Source organism: Azospirillum sp. TSO22-1 (assembly GCF_003116015.1).
GTDB lineage: Bacteria > Pseudomonadota > Alphaproteobacteria > Azospirillales > Azospirillaceae > Azospirillum.
Genome location: NZ_LGQZ01000132.1, coordinates 1 through 13,684 on the forward strand (window position 1 = coordinate 1; position 13,684 = coordinate 13,684).

General features: G+C 68.9%; 13 protein-coding genes. 3 read left to right on the forward strand and 10 right to left on the reverse strand.

What is annotated here, in order from left to right; all coding sequences use genetic code 11:
- Nucleotides 1–92: 92 nt before the first annotated feature.
- The 4 genes from TSO221_RS28415 to TSO221_RS28430 are packed head-to-tail and all read right to left on the reverse strand — an operon-like array spanning nucleotide 93 to nucleotide 5,831.
- Nucleotides 93–1,715 (reverse strand): ABC transporter ATP-binding protein, encoded by a 1,623-nt coding sequence (locus TSO221_RS28415; protein WP_109121874.1) that lies wholly within the window; start codon nucleotides 1,713–1,715, stop codon nucleotides 93–95.
- Nucleotides 1,716–1,729: 14 nt separating this feature from the next.
- Entirely contained in the window at nucleotides 1,730–2,818 is a 1,089-nt protein-coding gene (locus TSO221_RS28420; RefSeq protein ID WP_348770295.1) for an ABC transporter permease, read from the reverse strand.
- 32 nt (nucleotides 2,819–2,850) lie between these two features.
- Entirely contained in the window at nucleotides 2,851–3,966 is a 1,116-nt protein-coding gene (locus TSO221_RS28425; RefSeq protein ID WP_109121876.1) for a microcin C ABC transporter permease YejB, read from the reverse strand.
- Nucleotides 3,967–4,001: 35 nt separating this feature from the next.
- Nucleotides 4,002–5,831 carry an extracellular solute-binding protein gene (locus TSO221_RS28430; RefSeq protein ID WP_109121877.1) on the reverse strand — a complete coding sequence of 610 codons (1,830 nt, stop codon included), beginning with the start codon at nucleotides 5,829–5,831 and terminating at the stop codon, nucleotides 4,002–4,004.
- A gap of 167 nt (nucleotides 5,832–5,998) precedes the next feature.
- Between TSO221_RS28430 and TSO221_RS28435 the strand changes: the two genes are divergently transcribed.
- Nucleotides 5,999–6,499, forward strand: coding sequence for a GNAT family N-acetyltransferase (locus tag TSO221_RS28435; RefSeq protein ID WP_158284236.1), 501 nt, complete (start codon nucleotides 5,999–6,001; stop codon nucleotides 6,497–6,499).
- A gap of 35 nt (nucleotides 6,500–6,534) precedes the next feature.
- Here the strand turns inward: TSO221_RS28435 and TSO221_RS28440 are convergent, their stop codons facing one another.
- The 4 genes from TSO221_RS28440 to hisN all read right to left on the reverse strand — a co-directional run bounded on the left by TSO221_RS28440 (nucleotide 6,535) and on the right by hisN (nucleotide 10,330).
- Nucleotides 6,535–8,367, reverse strand: coding sequence for an extracellular solute-binding protein (locus tag TSO221_RS28440; RefSeq protein ID WP_109121907.1), 1,833 nt, complete (start codon nucleotides 8,365–8,367; stop codon nucleotides 6,535–6,537).
- A 70-nt stretch (nucleotides 8,368–8,437) separates the two neighbouring features.
- Nucleotides 8,438–9,001 (reverse strand): hypothetical protein, encoded by a 564-nt coding sequence (locus TSO221_RS28445; RefSeq protein ID WP_199229663.1) that lies wholly within the window; start codon nucleotides 8,999–9,001, stop codon nucleotides 8,438–8,440.
- The gene (locus TSO221_RS28450) at nucleotides 8,998–9,531 is read right to left on the reverse strand and encodes a hypothetical protein (protein WP_199229664.1); all 534 of its coding nucleotides are present in this window, start codon (nucleotides 9,529–9,531) and stop codon (nucleotides 8,998–9,000) included. Before TSO221_RS28450 ends, TSO221_RS28445 begins: the two co-directional genes overlap by 4 nt.
- Before the next feature lie 16 nt (nucleotides 9,532–9,547).
- Entirely contained in the window at nucleotides 9,548–10,330 is a 783-nt protein-coding gene (hisN, locus tag TSO221_RS28455) for a histidinol-phosphatase (RefSeq protein WP_109121879.1), read from the reverse strand.
- A gap of 113 nt (nucleotides 10,331–10,443) precedes the next feature.
- Between hisN and nudC the strand changes: the two genes are divergently transcribed.
- Nucleotides 10,444–11,364 carry an NAD(+) diphosphatase gene (gene nudC, locus TSO221_RS28460; protein WP_109121880.1) on the forward strand — a complete coding sequence of 307 codons (921 nt, stop codon included), beginning with the start codon at nucleotides 10,444–10,446 and terminating at the stop codon, nucleotides 11,362–11,364.
- Nucleotides 11,365–11,425: 61 nt separating this feature from the next.
- On the opposite strand, the gene TSO221_RS28465 is transcribed toward nudC, so the two are convergent.
- Nucleotides 11,426–11,743: a hypothetical protein gene (locus TSO221_RS28465; RefSeq protein ID WP_109121908.1), complete on the reverse strand. Its 318-nt coding sequence runs from the start codon at nucleotides 11,741–11,743 to the stop codon at nucleotides 11,426–11,428.
- Between the two features lie 268 nt (nucleotides 11,744–12,011).
- A complete protein-coding gene (locus TSO221_RS28470; RefSeq protein ID WP_109121881.1) occupies nucleotides 12,012–12,878 on the reverse strand; it encodes a prephenate dehydratase in 867 nt (288 codons plus the stop codon).
- Between the two features lie 225 nt (nucleotides 12,879–13,103).
- Here TSO221_RS28470 and TSO221_RS28475 point away from each other — a divergent pair, with 225 nt between their 5' ends.
- The gene (locus tag TSO221_RS28475; protein ID WP_109121882.1) at nucleotides 13,104–13,643 is read left to right on the forward strand and encodes a cytochrome c family protein; all 540 of its coding nucleotides are present in this window, start codon (nucleotides 13,104–13,106) and stop codon (nucleotides 13,641–13,643) included.
- Nucleotides 13,644–13,684: the final 41 nt, after the last annotated feature.

The window sequence follows — 13,684 nt, forward strand, 5'->3', positions numbered from 1 at the left end:
GGGGGTGCTGCCGCGGAGGACGCGCTGAGATCCTTGCCGGCACCCTCACCCGGCGCCTTCGGCGCCACCCTCTCCCGGGACGGGAGAGGGAATCAGGTCCGCACCGCGTCGCTCTTCACCGCCTCCAGATTGAACGCCGCCGCCAGCAGGGCGCGGGTGTACTCCTCGCGCGGGGTCTCGAAGATCTGCCGCACCGGCCCCTGTTCCACCACCTTGCCGTCCTTCATGACGATGACGTGGCTCGACAGCGCCCGCACCACCCGCAGGTCGTGGCTGATGAACAGATAGGCGAGGTTGTAGCGCGCCTGCAGGTCGCGCAGCAGGTCGACGATCTGCGCCTGCACGCTCATGTCGAGCGCGCTGGTCGGCTCGTCCAGCACGACGAACTTCGGCTTCAGCACCAGGGCGCGCGCGATGGCGATGCGCTGGCGCTGGCCGCCGGAGAACTCGTGCGGGTAGCGGTGGCGGCTGTCGGGGTCGAGGCCCACCTCTTCCAGCACCTTCGCCACCATGGCGTCGCGCTCGCGCGCCGATCCCATGCCGTGGATCTTCAACCCCTCGCCGACGATCTGGCCGACCGACAGGCGGGGAGACAGGCTGCCGTAAGGGTCCTGGAAGACCACCTGCATCTCGCGCCTGAGCGGCCGCACCTCTCCGGCCGACAGGCCCTGGATGTCCTTGCCGTCGAAGCGGATGGCGCCCTGGCTGGCGTTCAGGCGCAGCAGCGCCAGGCCCAGCGTCGTCTTGCCGGAGCCGGACTCGCCGACCACGCCCACGGTGTGCCCCTCGCGCACGTCCACCGACACGCCGTCCACCGCGCGCACATAGTCCACCGTGCGGCGCAGCAGGCCCTTCTTGATCGGGAAGTGCACCTTGATGTCGCTGGCGGTCATCACCGCGCGGGCATCGACGGGCGGGGTCAGTGCGCTGCCCTTGGGCTCGGCGGCCAGCAGCTTCTGGGTGTAGGGGTGGCGGGGGCGGACGAACAGGTCGGCGACCGAGGCCTGCTCGACGATCTCCCCCTTGTTCATGACGCAGACGCGGTCGGCCATCTTGCGCACCACGCCGAGGTCGTGGGTGATCAGCAGCAGCGCCATGCCGAAGCGCTGCTGCAGGTCCTTCAGCAGTTCGAGGATCTGCGCCTGGATGGTGACGTCGAGCGCCGTGGTCGGCTCGTCGGCGATCAGCAGGTCGGGCTCGTTGGCGAGCGCCATGGCGATCATCACGCGCTGGCGCTGGCCGCCCGACAGTTCGTGCGGGTAGGCACCCAGGCGCCGCTCCGGCGTCGGGATGCCGACGAGGCGCAGCAGTTCCAGCGTGCGCTTGCGCGCGGCGGCGCGGTCCAGGCCCTTGTGCAGGAAGAGGGTCTCGTTGATCTGCCGCTCGATGCTGTGCAACGGGTTCAGCGAGGTCATCGGCTCCTGGAAGATCATGGCGATGCGGTCGCCGCGCACGCCGCGCAGCGTGCGCTCGTCCGCGCCCATCAGCTCGGTGCCCTGGAACTTGATGGAGCCGGTGGGGTGCCGCGCCATCGGGTAGGGCAGCAGCTGCAGGATGGACAGCGCCGTCACCGACTTGCCGGAGCCGGACTCGCCGACCAGCGCCAGCGTCTCCCCCTTGGCGATGTCGAAGGACACGCCCTGCACGGCGGGAACGGCGCTGCCGGAGGCGCCGAACTCGACACCCAGGTTGCGGACGGTCAGCAATTCGCTCATGGACGGATCCCTGGTCATTCCGCGGCCTTGCGCTCGGCGGCCTTGGCCGCCGGCGCCTCGGCCGGGCCGGTGGCGAGCTGCGCGATGGTCTTGCGCGGGTCGAAGGCGTCGCGCACCGCCTCACCGATGAAGATCAGCAGGCTGAGCATGATCGCCAGCACGAAGAAGGCGGTCAGGCCCAGCCACGGCGCCTGCAGGTTGGCCTTGCCCTGCGCCAGCAGCTCGCCCAGCGAGGGCGAGCCCGGCGGCAGGCCGAAGCCCAGGAAGTCCAGCGCCGTCAGCGTGGTGATCGAGCCGTTCAGGATGAAGGGCAGGAAGGTCAGCGTCGCCACCATGGCGTTGGGCAGCACGTGCCGCACCATGATGGTCGCGTCGGTGGCGCCCAGCGCCTTGGCGGCGCGGACGTAGTCGAAGTTGCGCGCCCGTAGGAACTCCGCCCGCACCACGTGGACCAGCGAGGTCCAGGAGAACAGCAGCAGCAGGCCCAGCAGCCACCAGAAGTTCGGCGTCACCACGCTGGATAGGATGATCAGCAGGAACAGGGTGGGCAACCCCTGCCAGATCTCGATGAAGCGCTGGAACAGCAGGTCGGTCCAGCCGCCGAAGTAGCCCTGTACGGCGCCGGCGATGACGCCGACGATCGACGAGAACAGCGTCAGCACCAGCCCGAACAGCACCGAGATGCGGAAACCGTAGATCAGCCGCGCCACCACGTCGCGCCCCTGGTCGTCGGTTCCCAGCAGGTTTTCGGCCGACGGCGGCGCCGGGGCGGGGACCGGCAGGTTGTAGTTGATGGTGCGGTACGAATAGCGGACCGGCGCCCAGACGATCCAGCCCTTCTCATTGATGATCTGCTGGACGTAAGGGTCGCGGTAGTCGGTGTTGGTCTCGAACTCGCCGCCGAAGGCGGTCTCCGGATAATCGCGGAAGACCGGATAGAAGTACTGGTTCTCGTAACTGATCAGCAGCGGCCGGTCGTTGGCGATGAACTCGGCGAACAGCGAGCCGATGAACAGCGCCAGGAAGAGCCAGAACGACCAGAAGCCGCGCCGGTTGGCGCGGAAGTTGTACAGCCGCCGCCGGGTCAGCGGCGTGACGGGAATGCCCATGAAGCGTGGTTGATACGGCGTCGCCATCAGGCCCCCCGTGCCTCGAAGTCGATGCGCGGATCGACCAGCATGTAGGTGACGTCGCCCACCAGGTTCATCACCAGCCCGAGCAGCGTGAAGAAGTACAGCGTGCCGAACATGACGGGATAGTCGCGGTTGATCGCCGCCTCGAAGCCCAGCAGGCCCAGCCCGTCCAGCGAGAAGATCACCTCGGTCAACAGCGCGCCGGTGAACAGGATGCCGATGAAGGCGCCGGGGAAGCCGGCGATGACGATCAGCATGGCGTTGCGGAACACGTGGCCGTACAGCACCTGCTTTTCCTTCAGCCCCTTGGCGCGGGCGGTGACGACGTACTGCTTGTTGATCTCCTCCAGGAAGGAGTTCTTGGTCAGCATGGTCAGCCCGGCGAAGCCGCCGATCACCAGCGCCAGCACCGGCAGCGTGATGTGCCAGAAATAGTCGGCGATCTGCCGGTACCACGGCAGCTCCGACCAGTTGTCGGAGACGAGGCCGCGCAGCGGGAACCAGTCGAAGTAGCGCCCGCCGGCGAACACCACGATCAGCAGCACGGCGAACAGGAAGCTGGGGATGGCGTAGCCGACGATGACCACCGCCGAGGTCCAGACGTCGAATGGCTTGCCGTCGCGCACCGCCTTGGCGATGCCGAGCGGGATCGAGATCAGGTAGGTCAGCAGCGTCGTCCACAGCCCCAGCGAGATCGACACGGGCATCTTCTCCAGCACCAGATCCACCACCCGGCGGTCGCGGAAGTAGGAGGTGCCGAAGTCGAACATCACGTAGTTGGAGATCATGTGGAAGAAGCGCTCGTGCAGCGGCTTGTCGAAGCCGAACTCGCGCTCCAGCTGCTTGATGAACTCCGGGTCCAGGCCCTGCGCGCCGCGGTAGCGGCTGCCCTCGCCGCCGCCCTGGTGCTGCTGCGCCTGCTGCGCGCCGGACGAGGCGTCGCCGCCGCCGGTGCCGCCGATGCGCGCGGTCGCCTCCACCGCCGTGCCCTGGACGCGCGCGATGATCTGTTCGATCGGGCCGCCGGGGGCGATCTGCACGATCAGGAAGTTGATGACCATGATCCCGAACAGCGTCGGGATGATCAGCAGCAGGCGGCGGATGATGTAGGCCAGCATCGTCGGCTCAGTCCCTTCCGTGCGCCGGGTTCAGGTCAGCGGCGGGCCGGCAGGGCCGCCGCCCTGGCCGGGTCGAGCCACCACGTGGTGGGGAACCCGTTGGAGTATTTCCCCATGGTCCGCGGATAGCCGAACCTGTCCCAATAGGCGAGGCGGTCCGAATCGTTATACCAGAGCGGCACGATGTAATATCCCCACAACAGCACACGGTCCAGCGCCCGGGTCGTCGCCTCGATGGTGGAAAGATCGGTGCCGGAGACGATCTTGTCCATCAGCTCTTCGGCGACCGGATCCTTGATTCCGGCGAAGTTCCCCTGCCCCTTCACGTCCACCACCTTGGCCGAGAAGAAGGAGCGCAGCTCCGGCCCCGGCGGCGCGAAGAAGTTGAGGCCGAGGTTCACCATGTCGAAGTCGTACTCGTCCGTGCGCACCTTGTACTGCGCGGTATCGACCACGCGGATCTGCGCGTCGATGCCCACCCGCTTCAACGCCACGACGAACGGCTCCGTCACGCGGACGAATCCGGGATCGGCCATCAGGATCTCGAAGGCGAAGGGCTGGCCGGTCTTCGCGTTCACCAGCACGCCGTTCTTCACCTCCCAGCCCGCCTCCTTGAACAGGCGCATGGCCTCGCGCACGTTGGCGCGGTTGTTGCCGGTGCCGTCGGTCACCGGCGGCTCGAACGGCTTCGCCGTCGCCTCGGGCGGCAGCTTGTCCTTGTAGGGGGCGAGGATGGCCAGCTCCTCCGGCGTCGGCGGGCCGGAGGCGCCGTACTCGGAGTTGGGAAACCAGCTCTTCAACCGCTTGTACTGGCCGTACAGCAGCTGGCGCTGCACCGTCTCGAAGTCGTACAGCCAGTTGATCGCCTGCCGGACGCGGATGTCCTGGAAGATCGGGCGGCGCGTGTTCATGACGTAGCCGGAGACGCCGCGCGGCGTGTTGTCCGGCGTCTCGCGGCGGACGATGCGGCCCTCGGTGACGGCGGCGGTGGTGTAGGCGGTGGCCCAGCGCTGCGCCCGGTTCTCCTCCCAGAAGTCCATGCGGCCGGCCATGAAGGCCTCGAACATCACCGTGTCGTCGCGGTAGTAGTCGAAGCGCAGCTCATCGATGTTGTAGAGGCCGCGCATCTGGGCCAAGTCCTTCGCCCACCAGTCCTTGACCCGCTCGTAGGTGATCGAGCGGCCGGGATCGACGTGCTTGACCCGATAGGGGCCGGCGCCCACCGGCGGCTCCAGCGTCGTCTTGGTGAGGTCGCGGCCGGGCTGGCTCCAATAGTGCCGCGGCACCGGGCCGAGGCCGGCGATCGCCACCAGCGGCTTCATGGTGTCCTTCGTGCGCATGGTGCATTTCAGGCGCCGCGGCGTCTCGGCCGCGCAGCCCTCCACGTCGTCGTAGAAGGAGCGCAGGAACAGCCGGCCGCTCTTGCGGATGAAGTCGAAGGCGAAGACGAAGTCCTCGGCGGTGATCGGCGTGCCGTCGTGCCAGCGCGCCTCGGGGCGCAGGTCGAAGGCGATCCAGCTCTTGTCGGCGGGGACCTCGGCGCTTTCGGCGATGTATCCGTAGGCGGCGACCAGCTCGTCGGCGGAGCCGGCCATCAGCGTGGCGCCGGTCAGGCCGATGCTGCTCGGCCAGGAGCCGCGCTCGATCATCGGGTTGAGCGTGTCGAAGCTGCCGAAGGCGCCCAGCACGATGGAACCGCCCTTCGGCGCGTCCGGGTTGGCGTAGGGCCAGTGCGGCAGGTCGGCGCCGTACTTCGGCTGGCCGAACTCGGCGATGCCCCAGGACTTGGCAACACCCTGCGCGGACGCCGGGAGGCTCAGGAACAGGCCGAGCGCCGCGGCCAGGATGGTGGTCTTGCTCGTCATTGCCTTCCCTGTCTCTCGGGATTCGCCCGGCTGTCCAGGCAAAGGTAGGTATCTCCATATGGCGCCATCAAGGCGGCGTGAGCCATTCGGCCGCAGGCGGTCCGCCTTTCGGCCCGGGGCGGATGGGATATCCTGTGCGGGAATTCCCTGGAAGGGCGCTTCCGTCCATGGACCTGACGGTGCTGGAGGCTGCTGAACCGGAGGCCGGCGTTCTGGCCGGCCTCATCGCCGCGGCGTTCGCCGGTGTGGCCGAACGGTTCATGGTGACGCGCGACACATGCCCCTCCCATCCGGCGTTCGTCACCGCCGACCGGATCCGGCACAGCCTTTCGCGGGGAACCGTCTATCTGATGGCGCGTCAAGCCGGGCAGCCCTGCGGCTGCATCGGCATCGGCATCGGCTCGAGCGCGACGGACGCGTGCGCGCTCGAACGGCTGGCGGTGCTGCCCGGCTGGCGTCGCCGGGGAATCGGCGGACGGCTGCTCGACCGGGCCGTCGATACCGCCCGGGCGCACGGCTGCCGGCGGGTCGAGGTCGGGCTGATCGCCGCCCACGCCGAGCTGTGGGCTTGGTATGAAGCGCGCGGATTCCGGTTCACCTGCCGTACCTCCTATCCCCACCTGCCGTTCGACGTCGCACACCTGCGGCTCGACCTGTCCTCCTCGTAGGAGACCGGCGCCGGGCGCCACAGGACGGCGCGGCCTCACCGCCCCAGCTTCGCCGCCTTCGCCGGATCGACCCACCACGTCGTCGGGAAGCCGGTGTTGCGGAAGGCCATGTCGTACTTCGCCACGGTCTCCGGCCAGCCGAACTTCGTCCAGTAGGCGACCCAGCTCTCCGGGTTGTACCAGTGCGGGACCATGGTGAAATTCCACAGCAGCACGCGGTCGAGCGCCCGGGTGGCGGCCTGCAGGCTGTCCAGGTCCTTCGCCGCGACCACCTTCTCGATCAGTTCGTCGGCGACCGGATCCTTGATGCCGGCGCGGTTGGCCGAACCCGGCACGTCCGCCGCCGCCGAGCCGAAATAGCTGCGCAGCTCGGTCCCCGGCGGGCTGAAGAAGTTGAAGTTCACCACGATGACGTCGAAGTCGAACTCCTCCGACCGCTTCTGGAACTGCGCGGTATCGACGATGCGGATCTGCGCGTCGATGCCGGCGCGGCGCAGCGTCTCGACGTAGGGCTGGTTGACGCGGGTGAGCGACCCGGTGCCGTCGAGGAACTCGATGGTCATCGGCTCGCCGGTCTTCAGGTTGACCAGCTTACCGTCGCGCGTCTCCCAGCCGGCCGCCTTGAACAGCTCGTACGCCTTGCGGACGTTGGCGCGGTTGTTGCCGCTGCCGTCAGTCGCCGGCGGCTCGAAGGGCTGGGCGAACAGCCGCTCCGGCAGCGTGGCGCGGTGCGGCTCCAGCAGCTTCAGTTCGGCCGGCGTCGGCAGCCCCTTGGCGCCGTAGTCGGAGTTCGGGAAGTTCGAGGTGGTGCGCGTGTACTGGCCGTACAGGATGTTCTTGCGGATCCACTCGAAATCGAACAGGTAGCCGAACGCCTCGCGCACCCGCGGGTCGGCGAACTTGGCCCGGCGCAGGTTGAAGCGGTAGCCCTGGGCGCCCAGCGGCAGCTCGCTCTTGATGGCGCGGCGTTCCACCCGGCCGTCCATCGCCGCGGGGAAGTCGTAGCCGGTGGTCCAGCGCTGGGCGCGATTCTCCGGGCGCAGATCGTAGGCACCGGCCTTGAACGCCTCGAACATCACGTCGTCGTCGCGGTAGAAATCCACCTTCACCGCGTCGAAATTGTACTGGCCGCGGTTGACGGCCAAGTCCCTGCCCCAATAGTCCGCCACCCGCTCGTAGGTGATCGAGCGGCCGGGATCGACCGCCTTGATCCGGTAGGGGCCGGAGCCCAGCGGCGGCTCCAGCGTCGTCTTGGCGATGTCGCGGCCGTTCGCCGTCCACCAGTGCTTCGGCTGCACCGGCATGGCGGTGCCGAAGTCGATGACCGGCTTGATTTCGCCGGTGGTCTTCAGCGCGATGCGCAGCCGCCGGTCGTCCAGCGCCTCCACCGCCGCCACCTTGTCGAGGAACGACTTGATGAAGGGTGCGCCGTGCGCCTGCACCGCCTCCCAGGTGAACGCCACGTCCTGCGCGGTGACCGGCGTGCCGTCGTGCCAGCGCGCGGTCGGCCTCAGATGAAAGACGGCCCAGCTCCGGTCGTCCGGCACCTCGACGCTCTCGGCCAGCAGGCCGTAGGCGGCGTCCAGCTCCCAGCCGGAGCCGGTCATCAGCCCGTCGGAGATCAGCCCCAGCGTGCGCGGCTGCACGCCGCGCAGGATCAGCCCGTTCAGGCTGTCGAAGGTGCCCGGCGAGGCCAGCGTCACCGCACCGCCCTTCGGCGCGTCCGGGTTGGCGTGCGGGAAGTGGGAAATCTCCGGCCCGAACATCGGTTCGCCGAACTGCCGCAGCGCGTGCGTGCGGACCGTGTCCGCCAGGGCCGGGGCGCTCAGGGCCAGGACGGCGACGACGACGGCGGTGAGGAGGCGCATGAAGGACGACTCGCGGACGGTGGCGATCCTTCGAAAGATCGCCATCGACCGGCGCGGGTCAAGCGGGATGTCACGCCTCGTCCTCGCCTTCCTCCTCCTCGTCCTCGCCGAGCAGCGCGTCGAACAGGCCGGCGTAGCGGCGGTCGCTGCGCAGCAGCTTCTTGAAGGCGGTGGCGTTCTTCTCGTCGGCCTGCAGCCAGTCCTCGGCCGCCTCGTAGTGCTCGGGATGGACCGAGAGGATGTAGAGCGCCGCCTGCTCGACGCTGGTGATGCGGTCCTCGCCCAGGCGTTCCAGCACGGCACCGATGAACATCGGCAGGATGTCGATGCCTTCGCCGCCCTCCTCCTCGTCGTCATCGTCGGCCGTCTCGATGGCGTCCATGCGCGCCTTGGCCTCCGCCTCGGAGATCGAGCCGTCCTCCATGCCGGCCATCAGCGCCTCGAAGGCCTCCTGCTGCTTCGGGCTGAGCTGGGTCATGGTCTCGACCACCAGCAGGGCGTCCAGCAGCGTCTTCTTGCGGACCTTCCAGTTGGCGTCGCCCTGCGCCGCCTCGACCAGCGATTCCAGCACCGGGCGCAGTTCCTCGGGCGCCGTGTCGAACACCGAGTGCTCGGGCTTGGCGATGGCGGTCATGATCGGGCTCCTTCCTCGGTGAGCGCGCCGGCACGGGCGCCGGTCAGGCGGGCGGTCTTCAGCAGGGTGGCGAAGCGCTTGTCGCCGCGCACCACCTTGCGCACAGCCTTGGCGTTGCGCGGATCGGCCGTCATCCAGGCCTCGGCCGCCGCCTGGTGTTCGGGATGGATGGACAGGACGTAGACGGCGGCCTGCTCGGCGCCGGCGATGCGCTCCTCGCCCAGGCGCTCCAGGATGGCGCCGACGTAGAAGGGCAGCACCTCGCCGAACTTCGCCGGCAGCTCTCCGCCGTTGCCGTCCTCCGGCGGCAGTTCGACGCCGCTGGTGCCGGCCAGTTCCAGCCGCTCGGCCGGGCTCAGCGTCAGATAGGCGCCGAGGCTGAGCATGTAGTCGCACAGCGTCTTCTTGCGGACCATCCAGTTGGCGCCCTGCGCCACCTTGTCCGCCAGCGAGCCGACGAAGGCCTTGAGGTTGTCCGGCGCCTCGTCAAGGACGGAGCGCGCCGGCGGGGTGATGGTGGTGGAGGTCATGGGGCCTGATAGTAGGTCAGCCGGCGAGCGCCGCCAGGGCCTCGCGGTGGGTGCGGGGATCGCCCGCGGCGACGACGCGCCCGTCGGAGGCGGCGTCGAGCGGATTGCCCTGCCAGTCGGTCATCACGCCGCCGGCCCCGGTCACCACCGGCACCAGGGCGGCGAAGTCGTACAGCTTCAGCCCCGCCTCGACGACGAGGTCGTAATAGCCCGACGCCAGCAGCCCGTAGGTGTAGCAGTCGCCGCCGTAGACCGTGACCTTCGCCGCGTCCCGCACCCGCGCGAATCCCGCCGCGGTGCCGCCGGGGAACAGGTCGGGCGAGGTGGTGCCGAGCATGGCGCCGGACAGCCCGCCGGGGCAGCCGCGCACCTTGGCCGGCTGGCCGTTGTGGGTGGTCGGGCGGCCGGCGACGCCGATCCAGCGGTCGCCGATGATCGGCTGGTCGATGATGCCCAGCACCGGGCGGCCGTGCCGCAGCAGCGCGATCAGCGTGCCGAAGATCGGCCGGCCGGCGATGAAGCTCTTGGTGCCGTCGATCGGGTCGATCACCCAAACCCACTCGGCGTCCAGGTTCTTGGTGCCGTGCTCCTCGCCGTAGATGCCGTCGTCGGGGCGCTGCGCCTCGATGATGGCGCGGACGATGCGCTCCGCCTCGCGGTCGGCCACGGTGACCGGCGAGGAGTCGGCCTTGTCGTCGACCGTCAGGTTGGTGCGGAAGTAGCGGCGCACCACCGACGCGCTGGAGTCGGCCAGACGCTGGGCGAGCGTCACCAGATGGGCGGGACAGGACTCGGACATGCGGGCGGGCTCCGCCGACGGTTGCACGGTTGGCGGGCATCCTAAACGGGTGCCGGCCCCGCGCAAGCCGGAAAGCGTTTGCCGGAACAGCAGCGTGGCCTAGACTTCCTGCCATGCTCGACCGACCGAACGTCTACGCGTGCGGGTCCACCGACCGCGCCGCCCACCGCCGCAAGGATCCCGACTGGCTGGCCACCGCCCGCGCGGCGCCGGAGACGCGCATCGTGCCGGTCTGGCGCGCCCGCTCCCTGGTCGTCGGGCCGGAGGAGGCGCCGCGCATGGCCCTGCTGCCCCCGGACGGAGGATGGGGCGACGAGGCGGTGCTGCTCGGCCTGCGTGACGGCGCCGCGGTGTTCGCGGTGGACCTCTCCGCCCTGGAGGCGCCGGAGGAACATCCGGCGGTGGCGCCCTGCGTCGCGGACGGCGGCCGATTCGTCGACCTGCGCCTGATCGGGCCGCTGATGGACCACGACGAGGGCTCGCTGTGCGCCTACGCCCGCGGCCTGACGCACTGGAACGCCCGGCACCGCTTCTGCGGCGTCTGCGGCTCGCCCGCCGCCGGCACCGAGGCCGGGCACGTGCGCAAATGCTCCAACCCCGAGTGCGCGACGCCGCACTTCCCGCGCACCGACCCGGCGGTGATCATGCTGGTGCACGACGGCGGCGACCGCTGCCTGCTCGGCCGGCAGGCGGTGTGGCCGGCGGGCATGCACTCGACGCTGGCCGGCTTCGTCGAACCGGGCGAGTGCCTGGAGGAAGCCGTCGCCCGCGAGGTGTTCGAGGAGGTCGGCGTGCGCATCACCGACGTGCGCTACCACTCCTCGCAGCCCTGGCCGTTCCCGTCCTCGCTGATGCTCGGCTTCACCGCGCGGGCGCTGTCCGCCGAGATGACCGTCGCCACAGACGAGCTGGAGAGCGCGCGCTGGGTCACCCGCGGCTTCCTTCGCAACCTGGAGCCCAGCGACGAGTTCCGCATGCCGCGCCTCGACTCGATCGCGCGGCGGCTGATCGACGACTGGATCGCGGCGGGTTGAAGCCAAAACGGCCCGGCTCCTCGCGGAGGCCGGGCCGAGCCGGTTGGCTTTCTGCGGGCGATCAGTGCGCGGCGGTCCAGATCGGGTGCGTGGAGCGCACCGGCGACCGCCGGCGGTCGCACGGGTTCGGATGCCGTTCGCAGGTCGTCTGGTAAACGACGGTCAGTTCCTCGATGCGGTCGGCGTGCTGGCGCTGGTTCGCCCGGCACAGGTTGTCCCACACCATCTGGCGGATCGCCGCGTCGCCCCAGGGCTGCGACAGCAGGGCAGCGCCCTTCTCAAGGGCCGTCATGTAGGGAAGCCGCTCGTGCTCGGCGATTTGCGCGACTTCGTCCTTTTCCAGATTCGCCAGACCGATGCAGTCTTCATAGGTCAGCATGGCCACCTCCATCCGTTGGCGCCATGGCGCCGGCCAATTGTTTTGGTGCCGGACGTCTTGGGCGGAGGGCCCATTGATGGGCTCTTTATTTGTACGAGTATATAGCACAACTTGTCGGGAATGGACAGTCGGCGAAAAGGTAAAGAACCGGTTTCTTCAGGTCATGCGACCGGATGCCGCATTTCCTTTGCGCGGCAACGCACAAATTCCCTGCGGCGCCACAGCAAAGATAAAATTGATGGTAATTACCGGTCGCTCCTGGAGTCGATCAATCTTCGCCGTCGAGCTGGCTTCCCTGATACCGGAACAGGCTGGCCGGATAGACGCCGAGGATTTTCATCTCACGGGCGAAGAAATCCAACTCCTCCAGCGCCAGGCGGAGAGGACGCTCGTCCGGATGGCCTTCCACGTCGACGTAGAACTGCGCGGCGGCGAAGCGCCCGCCGACCATGTAGCTTTCCAGCTTGGTCAGGTTGACGCCGTTGGTGGCGAAGCCGCCCAGCGCCTTGTACAGCGCGGCCGGCCGGCTGCTGACGCGGAAGACGAAGGTGGTGATGGTCTTGCACGACCCGGCCGGCGGGATGCGCGGCTCGCGCGCCATGATGAGGAAGCGCGTGGTGTTGTGCGCCGCGTCCTCGATGTCGGCCTTGAGGATCTCCAGCCCGTAGATCTCCGCCGCCAGCTTCGACGCGATGGCGGCGTGAGCCGGGTCGTTCATCTTGGCGATGTCGGCGGCGGCCCCCGCGGTGTCGGCGTGGTTGACCGGCGTCAGGCCCAGCGCGCGCGTCATCTCGCGGCACTGGGAAAGCGCCTGGATGTGGCTGTGCACCGACCGGATGGTCCCCAGCGTCGCGCCCTTCGGCGCCAGCAGCTGGTGGTTCACCCGCTGGAAATGCTCGCCGATGATGTGCAGGCCGCCCTGCGGGAGCAGGTGGTGGTTGTCGGCGACGCGGCCGGCCACCGAGTTCTCCACCGGGATCATGGCGAGCCGGGCGCGCCCCTCGCGCACCGCGGCGAAGGCGTCCTCGAACGACGCGCAGGGCAGGGTCTGCATCTCCGGAAAGACCGAGCGGCAGCTCAGGTCGGAATAGGCGCCGGGCAGGCCCTGGAAGGCGATGACGTTCGAGGTCGGCATGGAATTTCCGCAATTTGAAAAGGCGGTTCGGGACGCGGAGTATCGACAGCGTGCCGCCCCGCGTCAACGACCGCGGCAATCCCCCAGCTTTGAGGCTTTTCGCGCCCGCCGCCGGCCCCAATTTACCCCTTTGGGCGTGACGGCGGCGCGGTGACAGCCCCGGCCCGCCGCGCTATGGTGCGGCAAAGGGTCACATACGAACAATAAACTAAGGGTAGAGACACCATGAGCATGGAAACCAACAAGATATTCGGGGCGATCCTGCTGGCTTTGCTGATCGGCACGCTGAGCGGCTTCATCGCCGAAGTGCTGGTGCACCCCAAGGCGCTGAAGCAGCCGTCCTACGTCATCGCCGTGCCCGAGTCCGCGCCGAAGGCCGAGGCGGCGGCGGCCGGCAGCGGCGGCCCGGCGGCGATCGGCCCGCTGCTCGCCAAGGCGGACGCGGCGGCCGGCCAGACCGCGGCCAAGGCCTGCGCCGCCTGCCACACCTTCAACAAGGGCGAGGCGGGCAAGGTCGGCCCGAACCTCTACGGCATCATCGGCGGGCCGAAGGCGCACGCGCAGGGCTTCGCCTACTCCGACGCCATCGCCAAGAAGGGCGGCAACTGGGACTATGAGGAACTCAACCACTTCCTCTTCGACCCGAAGGGCTATGCTCCCGGCACCAAGATGACCTTCGCCGGCGTCAAGAAGGACCAGGAGCGCGCCAACATCGTCGCCTACCTGCGTTCGCTGAGCGACACCCCGCCGCCGCTGCCGCAGTAAAGCGACGGCACGTCGGTCTTCCTCCGGGAACCAAGCCCCTC

Coding starts and splice junctions, on each gene's coding strand:
- TSO221_RS28475 (WP_109121882.1), top strand. CDS start 13,104: ATGAGCATGGAAACCAACAAGATATTCGGGGCGATCCTGCTGGCTTTG.
- TSO221_RS28425 (WP_109121876.1), bottom strand. CDS start 3,966: ATGCTGGCCTACATCATCCGCCGCCTGCTGCTGATCATCCCGACGCTG.
- TSO221_RS28435 (WP_158284236.1), top strand. CDS start 5,999: ATGGACCTGACGGTGCTGGAGGCTGCTGAACCGGAGGCCGGCGTTCTG.
- TSO221_RS28445 (WP_199229663.1), bottom strand. CDS start 9,001: ATGACCGCCATCGCCAAGCCCGAGCACTCGGTGTTCGACACGGCGCCC.
- hisN (WP_109121879.1), bottom strand. CDS start 10,330: ATGTCCGAGTCCTGTCCCGCCCATCTGGTGACGCTCGCCCAGCGTCTG.
- nudC (WP_109121880.1), top strand. CDS start 10,444: ATGCTCGACCGACCGAACGTCTACGCGTGCGGGTCCACCGACCGCGCC.
- TSO221_RS28415 (WP_109121874.1), bottom strand. CDS start 1,715: ATGAGCGAATTGCTGACCGTCCGCAACCTGGGTGTCGAGTTCGGCGCC.
- TSO221_RS28440 (WP_109121907.1), bottom strand. CDS start 8,367: ATGCGCCTCCTCACCGCCGTCGTCGTCGCCGTCCTGGCCCTGAGCGCC.
- TSO221_RS28470 (WP_109121881.1), bottom strand. CDS start 12,878: ATGCCGACCTCGAACGTCATCGCCTTCCAGGGCCTGCCCGGCGCCTAT.
- TSO221_RS28465 (WP_109121908.1), bottom strand. CDS start 11,743: ATGCTGACCTATGAAGACTGCATCGGTCTGGCGAATCTGGAAAAGGAC.
- TSO221_RS28450 (WP_199229664.1), bottom strand. CDS start 9,531: ATGACCTCCACCACCATCACCCCGCCGGCGCGCTCCGTCCTTGACGAG.
- TSO221_RS28430 (WP_109121877.1), bottom strand. CDS start 5,831: ATGACGAGCAAGACCACCATCCTGGCCGCGGCGCTCGGCCTGTTCCTG.